Here is a 14,979-nt window from a genome sequence, read left to right as displayed (position 1 = left end):
TCGGCCCCGGGGCAACAGAGTAATCAAGGATGGGGTGAAGAGGGCAGGCCCCCAGGGCCGATCAGTCCCTTGCGCCGTCGGCGCCGCCCGTGCCGTGCCGCTCGGCGAGCGCGCGCAGGGCGCGCGCGTCGCTGATGGCCCGCGCCTTGGCGATGCCCGGCTGGATGCCCATCGCGGGCAGGCTGGTGCCGTCGGCGAGGTCCAGATAGACCCAGGGGTCACCGGGCCGCAGATTGACCCGGAGCACCTCCGCCCACTCCAGCCGCCGCGTGGTCGTGAGGTTGACGACGGTCACCCCGTCCGCCTCGGCCACCACCTTGGGGCGGCAGAACAGCGCCAGCACCCCGAAGAACAGCAGTCCGGTGACGATGAAGCTGGCCTTCTCGCCCGGGGTCAGGCTCTCCAGGAGCAGCCCGACCGCGGTGAGGACGATCACGACGGCGACGCCGACGGTCATCAGGACGGCCCGGGTCCGGGTCGGCCGGAAGGTGATGGGCAGGGCGGGCGGGGGCGCGGCGGCGGACACGTGGTCGGTCTCTCGTGAGAGGGCGTGGAGAGGGGGCGGCAGGGGGATCAGAGGCGGCAGGCGTGGATGCCGGTGGTGAGGATCGCCCGGGCACCCAGCTCGTACAGCTCGTCCATGATCCGCTGGGCGTCCTTGGCGGGGACCATCGAGCGGACCGCGACCCAGCCCTCGTGGTGCAGCGGGGAGACGGTGGGCGACTCGAGGCCGGGGGTCAGCGCCACGGCGCGCTCCACCTGCTCGACCCGGATGTCGTAGTCCATCATCACGTAGCGCCGGGCCACCAGCACACCCTGCATCCGGCGGAGGAACTGCTGCACCTTGGGGTCGTCGGTGGGGGCGCCGGTGCGGCGGATGACGATCGCCTCCGACTCCAGGATCGGCTCGCCGATGATCTCCAGGCCCGCGTTGCGCAGGGTCGTGCCGGTCTCGACGACATCGGCGATGACCTCGGCGACGCCGAGCTGGATGGCGGTCTCGACGGCACCGTCCAGGTGCACCACGGCGGCGTCCACCCCGCTGTCGGCGAGGTGCTTGGTGACCAGGCCGGCGAAGGAGGTGGCCACGGTCATGCCGCCGAACTCGGTGACGTCCTTCGCGGTGCCGGGGCGGGTGGCGTAGCGGAAGGTGGACCCGGCGAAGCCGAGCTGCATGATCTCCTCGGCCTGGGAGCCGGAGTCCAGCAGCAGATCGCGGCCGGTGATGCCGATGTCGAGCCGGCCGGAGCCGACGTACACGGCGATGTCGCGGGGGCGCAGGAAGAAGAACTCCACCCCGTTGTCGGCGTCGACGAGGACGAGCTCCCTGCGGTCCTTGCGCTGCCGGTAGCCCGCCTCATGGAGCATCGCCGACGCAGGCTCGGACAGTGAACCCTTGTTGGGGACGGCGATGCGCAGCATGAGTGTTCTTTCCTTCGGTCGCGAGGGACGGGCTGGGAGGGCGGGGGTGTGTCAGAGGTGGGCGTAGACGTCGTCGAGGGTCAGGCCCCGGGCGACCATCATCACCTGAAGGTGGTAGAGGAGCTGGGAGATCTCCTCGGCGGTGGCCGCGTCGCTTTCGTACTCCGCGGCCATCCACACCTCGGCGGCCTCCTCCACCACCTTCTTGCCGATGGCGTGCACACCGGACTGGAGCAGCTCGGCGGTGCGGGAGGTGGCGGGGTCGGCCGTGGCGGCCTTCTGCTGGAGCTCGGTGAAGAGCTCCTCGAACGTCTTCTTGGGCATGGTGTCCGTCATCCTACTTGGGTCGCGCGACACCACTCAGCGCCAGGGTTCGGCGACCGAGCGCAGGGTGGTGGCGGTGGCGACGGCGGCGGTGACCGCCTCGTGGCCCTTGTCCTCGCTGGAGCCCGCGATCCCGGCCCGGTCGAGGGCCTGCTCCTCGGTGTCGCAGGTCAGCACGCCGAAGCCGATGGGGACGCCGGTGTCCACGCTGACCTGGGTGAGGCCCTGGGTGACGCCCTGGCAGACATAGTCGAAGTGGGGGGTGCCGCCACGGATGACGACGCCCAGCGCCACGATCGCGTCGTAGCCGCGGGCGGCGAGGACCTTCGCGACCACCGGCAGTTCGAAGCTGCCGGGCACCCGCAGCAGGGTGGGCTCGTCGATGCCCAGCTCGCCGAGGGCGCGCAGGGCGCCGTCGACCAGTCCGTCCATCACCTTCTCGTGCCACTGTGCGGCGATGACGGCGACGCGCAGGTCCCCGCAGTTCTTCACGGACAGTTCGGGGGCGCCCTTACCGCTCACGTCTCTCCTCGGTGCAGATCTTTCATACGTACGGGTGTACTTGGTGTGCTTACTGATTGCCGCAGGCGGACACGGGCTCGGCGCGGTCGCCGTCCAGCCACGGCAGGTCATGCCCCATCCGGTCCCGCTTGGTCCGCAGGTAGCGCAGATTGTGCTCCCCGGCCTGGACGGGCATCGGCTCCCGGCCGGTGACCCGCAGCCCGTGCCGGACCAGGGCCGTGGTCTTCTCGGGGTTGTTGGTCATCAGCCGCAGGGAGCGCACGCCGAGGTCGGCGAGGATCTCCGCGCCCGCGGCGTAGTCGCGGGCGTCGGCGGGCAGGCCGAGCTCCAGATTGGCGTCCAGGGTGTCCCGGCCCAGCTCCTGGAGCTCGTACGCGCGCAGCTTGGACAGCAGCCCGATGCCGCGCCCCTCGTGGCCGCGCAGATACAGGACGACGCCGCGCCCCTCGACGGTGACCCGCTTCAGCGAGGCGTGCAGCTGGGGGCCGCAGTCGCAGCGCAGCGAGTGGAAGACATCGCCGGTGAGGCATTCGGAGTGAACCCGGACGAGGACGTCCTCGCCGTCGCCGATCTCGCCCTGGACGAGCGCGATGTGCTCGACCCCGTCGGTGGTCGCGCGGTAGCCGTACGCCTGGAAGTCCCCGAAGGCGGTGGGCAGCCGGGTCTCGGCCTCGCGCTTCACCAGGGGCTCGGCGGGCCTGCGGTGGGCGATCAGGTCCTCGATGGAGATGATCGCGAGACCGTGCTTACGCGCGAAGGCGACCAGCTCGGGCAGGCGCAGCATCGCACCGTCCTCCCCCGCGATCTCGACGATCGCGGCCGCCGGGCGCAGCCCCGCGAGCCGGGCCAGGTCCACCCCGGCCTCGGTGTGGCCGTTGCGGGCGAGCACGCCGCCGGGGCGGGCGCGCAGCGGGAAGATGTGGCCTGGGCGGGCGAAGTCGGCTGGGGTGCTGTCCGGGTCGGCCAGCAGCCGCAGGGTGGTGGCCCGGTCGGCGGCGGAGATGCCGGTGCCGACGCCGTGCTCGGCGGTGGCGTCGACCGAGACGGTGAAGGCGGTGCGCATGGACTCGGAGTTGTGCTCGACCATCTGCGGCAGTTCGAGCCGGTCGATGTCGGCGGCGTCCAGGGTGGCGCAGATCAGCCCGCGGCACTCGGTCATCATGAACGCGACGTGCTCCGGGGTGATCGTCTCGGCGGCGATGATGAGATCGCCCTCGTTCTCCCGGTCCTCGTCGTCCACGACCACGACGGGGCGGCCCGCGGCGATCTCGGCGATGGCCCGCTCGACGGTGTCCAGCGCCAGCTCGTCGGGCCACTCCCCCGCGCGGCGCGGGGGGCGCAGCGGTGCGGGCGCGGTCGTCGGCTGCGGCTCGGTGACCGCGTGTGCCTCACTCATGCGATGGCCTCCTTCTTCTGGGCGCCGGCGTCCCGTCCCAGCAGCCGCTCGACGTATTTGGCGAGCACGTCCACCTCGAGGTTGACCGGGTCGCCGGACTGCTTGACCCCGAGCGTGGTGAGCGCGAGCGTGGTCGGGATGAGACTGACGGTGAAGTAGTCGGGGCCCGCGTCGACGACGGTCAGGCTGATGCCGTCGACCGTGATGGAGCCCTTCTCGACGACATAGCGGCTCAGCTCGGCGGGCAGCGAGATGCTCACGATCTCCCAGTGCTCGGAGAGCTTGCGCTCGACGATCGTGCCGGTGCCGTCGACGTGGCCCTGGACGATGTGGCCGCCGAGCCGCCCGCCGAGCGCCATCGGGCGCTCCAGGTTGACCCGGGAGCCGACGGTGAGCGCGCCGAGGCTGGAGCGGTTCAGGGTCTCGGCCATGACATCGGCGCTGAACTCGCCGCCTCCGCCGCCCTCGTGGATGTCGACGACGGTGAGACAGACGCCGTTGACGGCGATGGAGTCGCCATGCTTCGCACCCTCGGTGACGACGGGGCCGCGCACCTGGAAGCGGGAGGCGTCGCCCAGGTTCTCGATGGCGACGATCTCACCCAGTTCTTCGACAATTCCGGTGAACACTTCAGTTCTCCTCGGCGAGGGGGGCGGGGGCGACGGGGTGGGCGGTGATGCGCAGATCGGGGCCGAGCCGGGTGACTTCGGCCGTATCGAGGCGCAACGCCCGGGCGATGGTGGTGATTCCGGCGTCGGCGAGGGCGGCGGGGCCCGCACCGAGCAGTACGGGGGCGAGATAGCCGACGACCTTGTCGACGGCGCCCGCGGCGAGGAACGCCCCGGCGAGGGTGGGGCCGCCCTCCAGCAGGACGGAGCGCACCCCACGGCCGTGCAGTTCGGCGAGGAGCGCGGCGATGTCGAGCCCCCCGCCGTCTTGGGCGCGCGGCAGCCGCACGGTCTCGGCGCCGCCCGGCAGACGGTCGGTGTCGGCGTCCTCGGCCACCGCGATCAGGGTGGGCGCCGCGTCGTCCAGGACCCGGGCGTCAGGCTTCACGGTCGCGTTGGTGTCGACGACGACGCGCAGCGGCTGCCTCGCGCCCTCCCGGTCCCGTACGGCCAGATGGGGGTCGTCGGCGCGCAGGGTGCCGGAGCCGACGACGACGGCGTCCGCCTCCGCGCGCAGCCGGTGCACATCGGCGCGGGACGCGGCCGAGGTGATCCAGCGGCTGGTGCCGTCGGCGGCCGCGCTGCGCCCGTCCAGGGTGGCCGCGTACTTCCACAGCACGAAGGGGCGGCCGCGCCGCATCGACGTCAGCCAGGCTTCGTTGACCGCCTCGGCCTCCTGCGCCAGCGCTCCCGCCTCGACGTCGATCCCCGCGGCGGCGAGGGTGGCGCCGCCGCCCCTGGCCTGGGCGGTGGGATCGGCGACCGCGTAGCGGACACGGGCGATCCCGGCGTCGATGAGCGCCTGGGCACAGGGGCCGGTGCGGCCGGTGTGGTTACAGGGTTCGAGGGTGACCAGGGCGGTGCCGCCGCGGGCCCGCTCCCCCGCCTCGCGCAGCGCGTGGATCTCGGCGTGGGGGCCGCCAGCCCGCTGATGCCAGCCCTCGCCGACGATGCGGCCGTCGGCGTCGAGCACGACGCAGCCGACGACGGGGTTGGGGCTGGTGTGGCCGAGGCCGCGGGCGGCGAGCGCGACGGCACGGCGCATCGCTTCGGCTTCGGCTGCGGTGGCCACCGGGTCCTCCTGCCTCTTCGGGCACGGACTCCGGGGCTGTCGAGTAAGACAAGAGACGGAAACGCCGCCGCCAGCACGCCGCGATCGGGACAACGGGCCCGCGCCGAAAGGGCGGCCCGCCAATGGCGGCGCACCGGTGATGTCGCTACCGCCGCGCACTGCCTCCCATCCGGACTCTAACCGTCGGTCCAGGAATTTCACCTGGTCAACCGGCCGCTGGCGGCGGACGGGTCGCGGACTGTAACCGCCGGTTCGGATTTTCACCGACCCCGGAGTGCGCTGACGTCACTGGTACGGCCCCAGTGTGCCACGGGTCATTGCCGCAGGTGGAGCCGGGCCCCATGTGGTGTGGCTCACTCGCCCTGCGCGAGCGCGATGCTGTCGAGCTGCTCGACGGCGGGCCGTACCGCCCACAGATCCCGCCGGGCGGGGGGCTACCGGGCGCCGAACGGCTCGTTGTGCGCCGCGTCCATCGCGGTCAGCACCGCACCGCGCAGCACCCCGCCGCCGCCCACCGCCCCGGCGCGTACCCGCGTACGCAGCGGCGACATGCGGGCGACGTGGGGCCGCGCCGCTCCGCCCCCGACTCGCCCACGACCGCCACCAGCCCGGCCGCCCGCAGCCGCTCGACCAGGTCCGCGATGGTGGGGCGGGACAGGCCGGTCAGCGTTTTGAGCTGCCCCGCGGTCAACGGGCCCCCGTCCTTGAGAAGTTGCAGGGCCAGGCGGTCATTGATGGTCCGTGCCGTACTCGGAGAGGCGGTGCGGCCCGCCACGGGCACGCGCGTCGACGTCGTGCCGGGATCCTTCCAGACCGGCTGCCGGGAGAACTCCATCTATCAGGCAGGCTTCCTGATAGTTTCCGCTCGGCCGGGCATTCGGCTGAGGACTTATCGTCGGAAAGCCGCGCCACGAGGAGCGTGCGACAGACATGGGCGGTGGTACGGACTCCCGGACACCCGGGATGCCCCAGGTACGGCGGGCGCGGGTGGCCGTCGCGGCGGTGTTCGCCGTCCACGGCGCGGTCACCGGCAACTTCGCCACCCGCATCCCCTGGATCCAGGAGCGGTTGGACATCAGCGCCGGCCAACTCGGCCTCGCGCTCGCCTTCCCCGCGATCGGCGCCTCCGTCGCGATGCCGCTGGCCGGGCGGATCAGCCACCGCTTCGGCGCCCGCGCGGCGCTGCGCGGGCTGCTCGCCCTGTGGTGCGCGTGGCTGGTGATGCCCCCGCTCGCCCCCGGGCTGAGCTGGCTGTGCGGCGCGCTCTTCCTCTCCGGCGCGAGCGCCGGGATGTCCGACGTCGCCATGAACGCCCTCGGCGTGGAGATCGAGACCCGCCTCGGCCGCCCGATCATGTCCGGGCTGCACGGAATGTGGAGCGTTGGCGCGCTCACCGGCTCGGCCGCGGGCACGGTCGCCGCCCACGCCGACGCGGACGCCCGGCTGCACCTCGGCGTCGCCGCCGCGGTCCTCACGGTGCTCGGCGCGGTGGCCTGTCACTGGGTCCTCGACCTGCGCAGCGCCCCCGAGGAGCACCCCCCGCCCCGCTTCACCCTCCCGCCCCGCTCCGCGCTGATCATCGGCGCGGTGGGGTTCTGCGCGGTCTTCGCCGAGGGGGCCAGCCTGGACTGGTCTGCGGTCTACCTGCGCGACGTCATGGGCTCCTCCCCCGGTGTCGCCGCCGCCTGCACCACCGCCTTCTCCTGCACGATGGCCGGAGCGCGGTTGATCGGCGACGCGGCGGTGGCCCGCTTCGGCTCCGTACGGACGGTACGGACCGGCGGAGTCCTCGCCACCCTCGGCGGCCTCCTCCTCGTCACGGCCTCCGGACCGGCCCTCGCCATCGCCGGCTTCGGCCTCATCGGCCTGGGCATCGCGGTCGTCGTGCCTCTGGCCTTCGCCGCCGCCGGCCGCAGCGGCGCGGCCCCCAGCCAGGCCATCGCGGGCGTCGCCACGATCACCTACACCTCGGGCCTGATCGCCCCGGCGGCCATGGGCTCGATCGCGGACATGACCTCGCTGACGGTCTCGTTCTGCCTGGTCACGGTGTTGACGCTGGGCCTGGTGGCGGGGGCGGGCGTCCTGCGCACGCCGCCCACGGACCCCACCCTCCAACCCGGCCCGTCCTCCCGTGCCACCCTCCCCTGACCCGGCCCGAACGGTTCGGTGGGGACCGAAACGCCGGCAGCGCATCATGGGCACATGACCCCCACCGCACACAGCGGAGGCGGACTCCGCGGGCCGCAACTCGCGCGGCTGGCCTCCCTCATCGCCGATGAGACACGCGCCACCATCTGTCTGGCGCTGCTCGACGGGCGCGCATGGACCGCCGGGGAGTTGGCGCGCCACGCCGGGGTCGCCGCGTCGACGGCGAGCGAGCATCTGAGCCGGCTCATCGAGGGCGGCCTGCTGGCGGAGGAGCGCCAGGGCCGGCATCGCTACGTACGGCTGGCCGGGCCGCAGGTCGCGCAGCTGATCGAGGATCTGTCCGCGCACGCCGCACCCCCGCCCCCGCCCCGTACGCTGCGCGCCTCCAGCGCGAGCGGGGCCATGGCGCGGGCCCGGACCTGCTACGACCATCTCGCCGGGCGCCTGGGCACCGCGATCACGGACGCGATGCTGGAGCGCGGGCTGCTGCAGGGCGCGACGGGGTTCGCGCTGACGGAGCCCGGGATGGCCTGGTTCCAGGACCTGGGCATCGATCTCACGGCTGCCGCCTCGCGCGGGCGGCGGCCGATGGTCCGCAGCTGTCTCGACTGGACCGAGCGCCGCCCGCATCTGGCCGGGGTGGCCGGGGCCGCGCTGTGCCGGCACACGCTGGACGCCGGCTGGTGCGTACGGATCGGCAGCGGGCGGGCGCTGCGCGTCAGTGCGCACGGCGAGCGGGCGATGCGCGAGTTGCTCGGCGTCACTCTCGCCGAGTGACGCGCGGAATGACGCGCCGGCGCCAGGCTTCGGCCGGCGCCGAAACGATCCGCGCCTACGGTCGGCGGCATGAACGCCTCTCCCCACGCGGATTTCCGCCGACTCCACCACGCTGAGCGCCCTCTGCTCCTCCCCAACGCCTGGGACCACGCCTCCGCCGCCGCCCTCGCCCGGCGCGGCTTTCCCGCCATCGGCACCACCAGCCTCGGCGTGGCCGTGGCGGCCGGGCTGCCGGACGCGACCGGCGCCACGCGCGAGCAGACGCTCGCCCTCGCGCGCGGCATCGTTCGGCTGCCGGTGCTGGTGACCGTCGACATCGAGGGCGGGTTCGGCGAACGGCCCGAGGAGGTCGCGGCGCTCGCGGCCGAGCTGGACGAGGCCGGGGTCGCCGGGGTGAACATCGAGGACGGACGCCCGGACGGCACCCTCGCGCCCTTGACACACCAGTACGCGGTGATCGCGGCGGTCAAGGAGCGGGTGCCCCGCCTCTTTGTGAACGCGCGCACCGACACCCACTGGCTCGCCGCCATCGGTGGCGGAATGACGCCCCCACTGGCCGCCGCGGCCGAGCGCGCCGAGGCGTATGTACGGGCGGGTGCCGACGGCGTCTTCGTCCCCGCGCTCACCGCTGAACGGGACATCGCCGCCCTGGTCCGCGACCTCGGCGAGACCCCGCTGAACATCCTGTTCGCCCCCGGCCGCCACACCTACGACCGGCTGGCCGAGCTCGGCGTGCGGCGGATCAGCTGCGGATCGCTGCTCTTCCGCGCCGCCCTGCACCGCGCCGTCGAGCTGGCCTGGACGATCGCCCACCCGGGCGCCGATCCGGCCGGTGATCCGCCCAGCTATGCCGAGGCGCAGTCGCTGTCCGATCCCTTCACGGCGACGACATAGCTGCAAGGAACACATTTTCGGCCGTCTAACATTGGTGCGATCCCCCCGCAGCAATGAAGTGGAGCAGTCATGGGCCTCGGCGTGCGCTGGACCTTGCACGGCGATGGGCGCACCCCCGCCCCCGGAGCGGTCGTCAGGCCGGATGAGCGGCTGTCCTGGCCGAGGACGCTGGGCCTGGGCGCACAGCATGTCGTGGCCATGTTCGGAGCGAGCTTTGTCGCCCCGGTGCTGATGGGCCTCGACCCCAACCTCGCGATCATGATGTCCGGGGTCGCGACCATGCTGTTCCTGCTCGCGACCCGCGGCCGGGTGCCCAGCTATCTGGGGTGCAGCCTGTCCTTCGTCGGCGTGGCGGCGGTGATCCGGGCACAGGGCGGCGGCAGCGCCGCCGTCACCGGGGCGATCCTGGTGGTCGGCACGGTGCTGTTCCTGAGCGGACTGGCGGTACGGAAATTCGGCGCGGGCGTCATCCACGCGGCGATGCCGCCGGTGGTGACCGGTGCGGTGGTCATGCTGATCGGGTTCAATCTCGCCCCCGTGACCGCCGGGACGTACTGGCCCGCCGACCAATGGACCGCGCTGCTCACGATGCTGGTCACAGGGGCGGCCGTGGTCTGTCTGCGCGGCTTCTGGTCCCGTGTCGCGATCTTCCTGGGGCTGGTCTTCGGCTACGCGGTCTCCTGGCTCTTCGACCGCCTCCTCGGCAGGATCCACTCGATCGACGGCAGCGGGCGGGTCACCGACCACTGGCGGCTGGATCTGTCCGGTGTGGCCAAGGCGGACTGGATCGGCCTGCCGTCCCTGCACGCGCCGAGCTTCCAGTGGTCCGCGGTGCTGGTCGCGCTGCCGGTCGTGATCGCCCTGATCGCCGAGAACGCCGGGCATGTGAAGGCCGTCGGCGAAATGATCGGCGACCCGCTGGACGACCAGCTCGGCACGGCCATCGCGGCGGACGGCGCGGCGACGGTGCTCTCCACGGCGGTCGGCGGTCCGGCCACCACCACGTACTCCGAGAACATCGGCGTCATGGCCGCCACCCGCGTCTACTCCACCGCCGCGTACTGGGCAGCGGCGGGCTTCGCGCTGCTCTTCGGGCTGTGCCCGAAGTTCGGCGCGGTGGTGGCGGCGGTGCCGGGTGGGGTGCTGGGCGGTATCACCGTCATCCTCTACGGCATGATCGGGCTGCTCGGCGCCCAGATCTGGGTGCACAACAACGTGGATCTGCGTAATCCGCTCAACCTCGTGCCGGTCGCCGCGGGCGTCGTCATCGGCGTCGGCGGGGTCGGCCTGAAGATCAGCCGGAACTTCGAGCTGAGCGGGATCGCGCTGGGGACGATCGTGGTGCTGACCGGCTACCACGTGCTGCGCGCCCTGGCCCCGGCCCATCTCAAGCGGCAGGAGCCGCTGCTGGACGCGGGCATTAGCGGCTACAACGACGACGAGCGGTTGGCGTAGGACCTCACCCCCGCGGGCTCACCCCCGCGGGGCGAGGTCCTGCAGACCCACCACCCGCAGCAGCTCCCGCCGCTCGGCACGCATCTGCGCGACGCCCTGCGGCGGGCCGGGAACCGGGCCGGGAACCGGCGGCTCGCGCCGGTTCCTACGCGGATGTCTCGCAGGCGCTGCTGCGGCTGCTGCGCGCTCCCGGCGGCACGGCGGGCGGATCGGCCTCCGGGCGCCGGTACAACATCGTCGACGACGCTCCGGCGACCGCCGTGGAACTGCACCGGATCAATGGCCGGGCGATCCCGGAGGGCATGGGCGAGCGGACCGACGACGACCCGTGGTTCGGGATCACCTCCAACGCCCGTCTCCGCGAGGAGCTGGGCTGGCGGCCGCTGTACCCGACGATGTGGACCGCCAGCGACGCGGGCGCGCTGTGACGGATGGTTAGGCCGTCCAGGGGAAGCGACGGCGCACGGCCGGACGGGAGGGGGCCCGGCTGCCACGCTGGCGTCCATGACGATGCCGATCCACGCGCCGCGGCTCGCACCGCGGACAGTGAAGAGCGTTGTGGCGCGCATGCGCGCGCTCGGCGCGGCGCTGCCGCCCGGAGACGGGGTGGCGGTCTTCAACCGGGTGTATCTGTCGGTCACCGAAGAGGTCGGCCGCCGCCTCACCACCGGGTACTTCCAGGACCCCGCCGCCACCGAGGAGTTGGACGTACGCTTCGCCGGGCGCTATCTGGAGGCGGTCGACGCGGCGGTGGCGGGGCGGCGCCCGCCCGCCTGCTGGCGGCCGCTGTTCCAGCTGCGGCGCCATCCGGGGGTCCGCCCGGTGCAGTTCGCACTCGCGGGGATCAACGCACATATCGGCCATGACCTGGCCCTCGCGCTCCTGGACACCTGCCGGGCGCGCGCTCTGGAGCCGACGGCTCTGGAGGGCGACTTCGACCGGATCGGCACGGTGCTCACCGGCCTGGAGGAGCGGATCCGGGAGGATCTGATGCCGGGTCCGGATGTGCTGGATGTGGCCGACCCGCTGACCCATCTGGTGGGCTCATGGAGCCTGGACGCGGCGCGGGACGCCGCGTGGGCGACGTTCCGCACCCTGTGGGGGCTGCGCCGACTGCCGGAGCTGACGGAGGAGTTCGTGGCGCGCGTCGACGCGAGCGTGGGCCTGGTCGGGCGCTACCTGCTCACTCCCCTGCCGTCCGGCTGACGGCAGGGGAGCGGGAGAGCCGGATGCGCCGCTCAGTCCTCGGGGAGCTCGACCGGCGCGATGTCGTCGTACACATCGCCCGGCCCCGGGTTCTTGGCGTCCGTGCTGCCGCCGAAGCGGTGCATCACGCCCCACACCGCGTTGAGCGCGGTCTGTACGGCGCCTTCGGCCCACCCCGCGGTCCAGGAGATGTCGTCGCCCGCGAGGAAGATGCCGCGCTGATCGGCCGGCAGCCGGTCCTGCATGAAGTGGGTGAACAGCCGGCGCTGGTAGCGGTAGTGGCCGGGGAGGTTGGCCTTGAAGGCGCCCATGAAGTAGGGCTCGTTCTCCCAGGAGACCGTGACCGGGCTGCCGATGATGTGCTTGCGGATGTCGACGTTCGGATAGATCTCGGACAGTGACTTCAGCATGACCTCCATCCGCTCGTTCGCGGACAGCGGCAGCCACTTGAGGCTGTCGTCGCACCAGGTGTACGAGAGGCAGATGACGGCGGGCTGGTCCGGGCCGTTGTCCAGCAGGTAGGTGCCGCGGGTCATCCGGTCGGTGAGCGTCATGCTCATCGTGTCCCGGCCCGTGACCTCGTCCTTGTCCAGCCAGAAGGGCCGGTCGACGGGGACGAAGAGCTTGCTGGACTCCATGTAGTGGGTGCGTTCGATCGCCGTCCAGTGGTCGATCGGGAAGAGCGAGTCATCGCAGTCGATCTTGGAGAGCAGCATCCAGGACTGCGCAGTGAAGACGACCGCCTTGTACGAGCGGATGTCGCCGCTCGCGTCGGTGACCACGATCCGGTCGCCCGCGGCGCGGTGCAGCCGGGTCACGGCCGGGCGCGGCTCGCCACCGTGCAGGGAGGACAGCGAGGTGCCCTGCGCCCAGTGGACGATCTTCTCGGGCTCACGCTCCCACAGCCGCAGCGGAAGCTGCTGGCTGCCGCCGACGATGCCGCGGTGGTGGTCGTCGGCCTCGGTGTAGACGACCCGCAGGATCTCCAGGATGGAGTTCGGGAAGTCGGTGTCCCAGCCACCGGTGCCGAAGCCGACCTGGCCGAAGATCTCCCGGTGGCGGAAGGACCGGAAGGCCGGGGAGTCACAGAGGAAGCCGTAGAAGGTCTGGTTGTCGAGCTTCTCGACCAGCCGGGCCCAGATCTCGCGGATCCGGGGGACGTCCCGCTCGCGGATGGCCCGGTTCATGTCGGAGAAGTCGGCGCCCTCCTCCAAACAGGCGTTCCAGGCGTCCATCACCTCGCGGTAGATCTGCGGCAGATCCTCGATGGTACGGGCGTAGTGCGACTCGCCCTTGAGGTCGACGACGGTCGAGGGGGTGTCGGGGGCCAGCGGGTTGGGGAACGGCTCGGTCTTCAGGCCCACCAGGTCGATGTAGTGCTGGAGCGCGGTGGAGCACGGCGGGAAGCGCATCGCGCCCATCTCGGCGCTCAGCGAGTCGTCGCAGCCCTCGAAGCCGACGGTGCGCAGCCGGCCGCCGATCCGGTCGGCCTCGTAGACGACGGGCTTCAGGCCCATCTTCATCAGCTCGTACGCGGTGACGATGCCGGACAGCCCGCCGCCGACCACCGCGACCTCGCTGCCGTGCTCGGTCGCCGGTATCTGGCCGAGCCCCTCGGGGTTGGCAAGGTAGTCGTCGTAGGCGTAGGGGAAGTCCGGACCGAACATGGTGACGGGCGGGAGGGTGTCGGCCTGCAGAGGCTCGTGCTCGCCGGGGACGGCGGTGGGCACCATGGACATCGGGTACGGACTCCTTGCGAGGGGGGAAGTAAGGGGGGCGGGATCGGGACCGGGTCAGCTCAGCGACCCGTACAGTCCGGGCCTGCGGTCGCGCAGATAGGGGTTGGCCGTGCGCGAGGCGCTCAGCAGCTCGGGGTCCGCGTCGCCGATGACCAGCTCCTCGCCGCGGCCGGCCCGTGCGCGGACGGTGCCGTCGGGGCCGGCCAGACAGCTCAGCCCGACGAAGTCGAACTCGCCCTCGGGGCCGGTGCGGTTGACGTACGCGATGTACAGCTGGCTCTCGAAGGCCCGGACCGGGATAAGGGACTCGGGGACGATCTGGAAGGGGTGCATCTGCGCGGTCGGCACCAGCAGCAGATCGGTCCCGGCCAGGGCGTGGGCCCGTACGTTCTCCGGGAACTCCACGTCGTAGCAGATCATGACGCCCACCGTGAGCCCGCCGAGCTCGGCCTGGACGACGGGGGTGTCACCGGGGGTGAACCAGTCGCGCTCGAAGCAGCCGAAGAGATGCGTCTTGCGGTAGTTGGCGAGCTCGGCGCCGTCCGGGCCGACCAGCCGCGCGGAGTTGTAGACGGTGTCGTCCCGGTCGGCGTCCCGCTCGGGGTAGCCGTAGAGGACGGCGAGGCCGTGCGCGGCGGCGATCTCGGCCACGGCCCGGCCACCCGGCCCGTCGGCCGGCTCGGCCAGCCGACGGATGCCCTCGCCGATGGCGTAGCCCGTAAGGAACATCTCCGAGGTGACGAGCAGCCCGGCCCCGCCGGCCGCGGCGCGCCCGGCGGCCTCATCGAGAACCTTGAGGTTACGGGCAGGGTCGCCGGGGTGACCGGAGCTCTGGAGCAGGGCAGTGCGCAGCGGCGGCATGGGCAGACCTTGGGGAGAGACGTAGCGACATAATGACGGTACGTTTGGGGGGATCGACCGACAAGGTCCGAATGTTGCGCATCCGCCGTCGATTCATTACGGGTTTTGGGCCAAGCGCGTCGATTCGTTGCGCGGGCCCGGTCCGTCGAAGAAACCGGGGCTCCGCCGCCGGACCCCGGTCCCCCACCTCGCCCAATTACCGCTCGGGGTGCCGTGGCCTGACGGGCTGGATTCTCCAGCCCTTCAGGCCACGGGGAACCCACCCGAAGGGGCAGTCCGGGGCGGCCAGGGACGCAACGCCCGGCGAAGGCCGTGGACCCAGCCCCCGCCCAAAGGCCCGGGACCCAGCGAAGGCCGTGGACCCAGCCCCTGAGGGCCCGGGACCCAGCGAAGGCCGTAGACCCAGCCCCTGAGGGCCCGGGACCCAGCGAAGGCCGTAGACCCAGCCCCTGAGGGCCCGGGACCCAGCGAAGGCCGTAGACCCAGCCCCTGAGT

The 14,979-nt window shown here is 72.3% G+C and carries 15 protein-coding genes, 1 pseudogene and 1 riboswitch; of the genes and pseudogenes, 6 read left to right on the top strand and 10 right to left on the bottom strand.

The genetic code is table 11. The features are described 5' to 3' along the window. Nucleotides 1-61: 61 nt before the first annotated feature. From ABZS71_RS11520 to ABZS71_RS11485, 8 genes and pseudogenes are all read right to left on the bottom strand, one after another. The gene (locus tag ABZS71_RS11520) at nt 62-526 is read right to left on the bottom strand and encodes a PH domain-containing protein (RefSeq protein WP_356209013.1); all 465 of its coding nucleotides are present in this window, start codon (nt 524-526) and stop codon (nt 62-64) included. Nucleotides 527-573: 47 nt separating this feature from the next. Next, entirely contained in the window at nt 574-1,422 is an 849-nt protein-coding gene (hisG, locus tag ABZS71_RS11515) for an ATP phosphoribosyltransferase (protein ID WP_355852654.1), read from the bottom strand. Between the two features lie 51 nt (nt 1,423-1,473). Next, nucleotides 1,474-1,746 carry a phosphoribosyl-ATP diphosphatase gene (locus tag ABZS71_RS11510; RefSeq protein WP_355852702.1) on the bottom strand — a complete coding sequence of 91 codons (273 nt, stop codon included), beginning with the start codon at nt 1,744-1,746 and terminating at the stop codon, nt 1,474-1,476. Nucleotides 1,747-1,782: 36 nt separating this feature from the next. Beyond that, the gene (gene ribH / locus ABZS71_RS11505; RefSeq protein ID WP_356209011.1) at nt 1,783-2,268 is read right to left on the bottom strand and encodes a 6,7-dimethyl-8-ribityllumazine synthase; all 486 of its coding nucleotides are present in this window, start codon (nt 2,266-2,268) and stop codon (nt 1,783-1,785) included. Nucleotides 2,269-2,317: 49 nt separating this feature from the next. Then, entirely contained in the window at nt 2,318-3,664 is a 1,347-nt protein-coding gene (locus ABZS71_RS11500) for a bifunctional 3,4-dihydroxy-2-butanone-4-phosphate synthase/GTP cyclohydrolase II (protein ID WP_356209010.1), read from the bottom strand. After that, on the bottom strand, nt 3,661-4,293 hold the full coding sequence (locus ABZS71_RS11495; protein WP_356209009.1) for a riboflavin synthase: 633 nt from the start codon (nt 4,291-4,293) through the stop codon (nt 3,661-3,663). The genes ABZS71_RS11500 and ABZS71_RS11495 overlap by 4 nt, the downstream gene beginning before the upstream one ends. 1 nt (nt 4,294) lies before the next feature. Further along, nucleotides 4,295-5,404 (bottom strand): bifunctional diaminohydroxyphosphoribosylaminopyrimidine deaminase/5-amino-6-(5-phosphoribosylamino)uracil reductase RibD, encoded by a 1,110-nt coding sequence (gene ribD / locus ABZS71_RS11490; protein WP_356209007.1) that lies wholly within the window; start codon nt 5,402-5,404, stop codon nt 4,295-4,297. Nucleotides 5,405-5,555: 151 nt separating this feature from the next. Continuing rightward, nucleotides 5,556-5,686: riboswitch (FMN riboswitch) on the bottom strand. Nucleotides 5,687-5,966: 280 nt separating this feature from the next. Continuing rightward, nucleotides 5,967-6,239 (bottom strand): annotated as a pseudogene (locus ABZS71_RS11485) (helix-turn-helix domain-containing protein); the annotation flags it as partial. Between the two features lie 95 nt (nt 6,240-6,334). Between ABZS71_RS11485 and ABZS71_RS11480 the strand changes: the two are divergent. The 6 genes from ABZS71_RS11480 to ABZS71_RS11455 all read left to right on the top strand — a co-directional run bounded on the left by ABZS71_RS11480 (nt 6,335) and on the right by ABZS71_RS11455 (nt 11,884). Beyond that, on the top strand, nt 6,335-7,552 hold the full coding sequence (locus tag ABZS71_RS11480) for an MFS transporter (RefSeq protein WP_356209005.1): 1,218 nt from the start codon (nt 6,335-6,337) through the stop codon (nt 7,550-7,552). Nucleotides 7,553-7,606: 54 nt separating this feature from the next. Beyond that, on the top strand, nt 7,607-8,329 hold the full coding sequence (locus ABZS71_RS11475) for a winged helix-turn-helix domain-containing protein (protein ID WP_356209004.1): 723 nt from the start codon (nt 7,607-7,609) through the stop codon (nt 8,327-8,329). A 69-nt stretch (nt 8,330-8,398) separates the two neighbouring features. Further along, nucleotides 8,399-9,223 (top strand): isocitrate lyase/phosphoenolpyruvate mutase family protein, encoded by an 825-nt coding sequence (locus tag ABZS71_RS11470; protein WP_356209003.1) that lies wholly within the window; start codon nt 8,399-8,401, stop codon nt 9,221-9,223. 69 nt (nt 9,224-9,292) lie between these two features. Then, nucleotides 9,293-10,678, top strand: a complete 1,386-nt coding sequence (locus tag ABZS71_RS11465) for a solute carrier family 23 protein (RefSeq protein WP_356209001.1) — start codon at nt 9,293-9,295, stop codon at nt 10,676-10,678. A gap of 260 nt (nt 10,679-10,938) precedes the next feature. Beyond that, nucleotides 10,939-11,106, top strand: coding sequence for an epimerase (locus ABZS71_RS11460; RefSeq protein WP_356209000.1), 168 nt, complete (start codon nt 10,939-10,941; stop codon nt 11,104-11,106). A gap of 82 nt (nt 11,107-11,188) precedes the next feature. Continuing rightward, a complete protein-coding gene (locus ABZS71_RS11455; RefSeq protein ID WP_356209043.1) occupies nt 11,189-11,884 on the top strand; it encodes a DUF5995 family protein in 696 nt (231 codons plus the stop codon). 32 nt (nt 11,885-11,916) lie between these two features. Here ABZS71_RS11455 and ABZS71_RS11450 read toward each other — a convergent pair whose 3' ends face one another. Beyond that, nucleotides 11,917-13,623: an NAD(P)/FAD-dependent oxidoreductase gene (locus ABZS71_RS11450; protein WP_356208999.1), complete on the bottom strand. Its 1,707-nt coding sequence runs from the start codon at nt 13,621-13,623 to the stop codon at nt 11,917-11,919. A gap of 54 nt (nt 13,624-13,677) precedes the next feature. Beyond that, nucleotides 13,678-14,484, bottom strand: a complete 807-nt coding sequence (locus ABZS71_RS11445) for a carbon-nitrogen hydrolase family protein (RefSeq protein WP_356208997.1) — start codon at nt 14,482-14,484, stop codon at nt 13,678-13,680. Nucleotides 14,485-14,979: the final 495 nt, after the last annotated feature.

It is taken from the genome of Streptomyces sp. NPDC005393, assembly GCF_040606675.1.
Taxonomy (GTDB): Bacteria; Actinomycetota; Actinomycetes; order Streptomycetales; family Streptomycetaceae; genus Streptomyces.
Note: the sequence above shows the minus strand (reverse complement) of the source record. Positions and strands in the feature narration are given on the sequence as shown.

What these genes read in the sequence shown, in the direction of transcription:
- hisG (WP_355852654.1), bottom strand. Translation starts at nt 1,422, where the DNA reads ATGCTGCGCATCGCCGTCCCCAACAAGGGTTCACTGTCCGAGCCTGCG.
- ABZS71_RS11510 (WP_355852702.1), bottom strand. Translation starts at nt 1,746, where the DNA reads ATGCCCAAGAAGACGTTCGAGGAGCTCTTCACCGAGCTCCAGCAGAAG.
- ABZS71_RS11500 (WP_356209010.1), bottom strand. Translation starts at nt 3,664, where the DNA reads ATGAGTGAGGCACACGCGGTCACCGAGCCGCAGCCGACGACCGCGCCC.
- ABZS71_RS11480 (WP_356209005.1), top strand. Translation starts at nt 6,335, where the DNA reads ATGGGCGGTGGTACGGACTCCCGGACACCCGGGATGCCCCAGGTACGG.
- ABZS71_RS11475 (WP_356209004.1), top strand. Translation starts at nt 7,607, where the DNA reads ATGACCCCCACCGCACACAGCGGAGGCGGACTCCGCGGGCCGCAACTC.
- ABZS71_RS11470 (WP_356209003.1), top strand. Translation starts at nt 8,399, where the DNA reads ATGAACGCCTCTCCCCACGCGGATTTCCGCCGACTCCACCACGCTGAG.
- ABZS71_RS11465 (WP_356209001.1), top strand. Translation starts at nt 9,293, where the DNA reads ATGGGCCTCGGCGTGCGCTGGACCTTGCACGGCGATGGGCGCACCCCC.
- ABZS71_RS11455 (WP_356209043.1), top strand. Translation starts at nt 11,189, where the DNA reads ATGCCGATCCACGCGCCGCGGCTCGCACCGCGGACAGTGAAGAGCGTT.
- ABZS71_RS11450 (WP_356208999.1), bottom strand. Translation starts at nt 13,623, where the DNA reads ATGTCCATGGTGCCCACCGCCGTCCCCGGCGAGCACGAGCCTCTGCAG.
- ABZS71_RS11445 (WP_356208997.1), bottom strand. Translation starts at nt 14,484, where the DNA reads ATGCCGCCGCTGCGCACTGCCCTGCTCCAGAGCTCCGGTCACCCCGGC.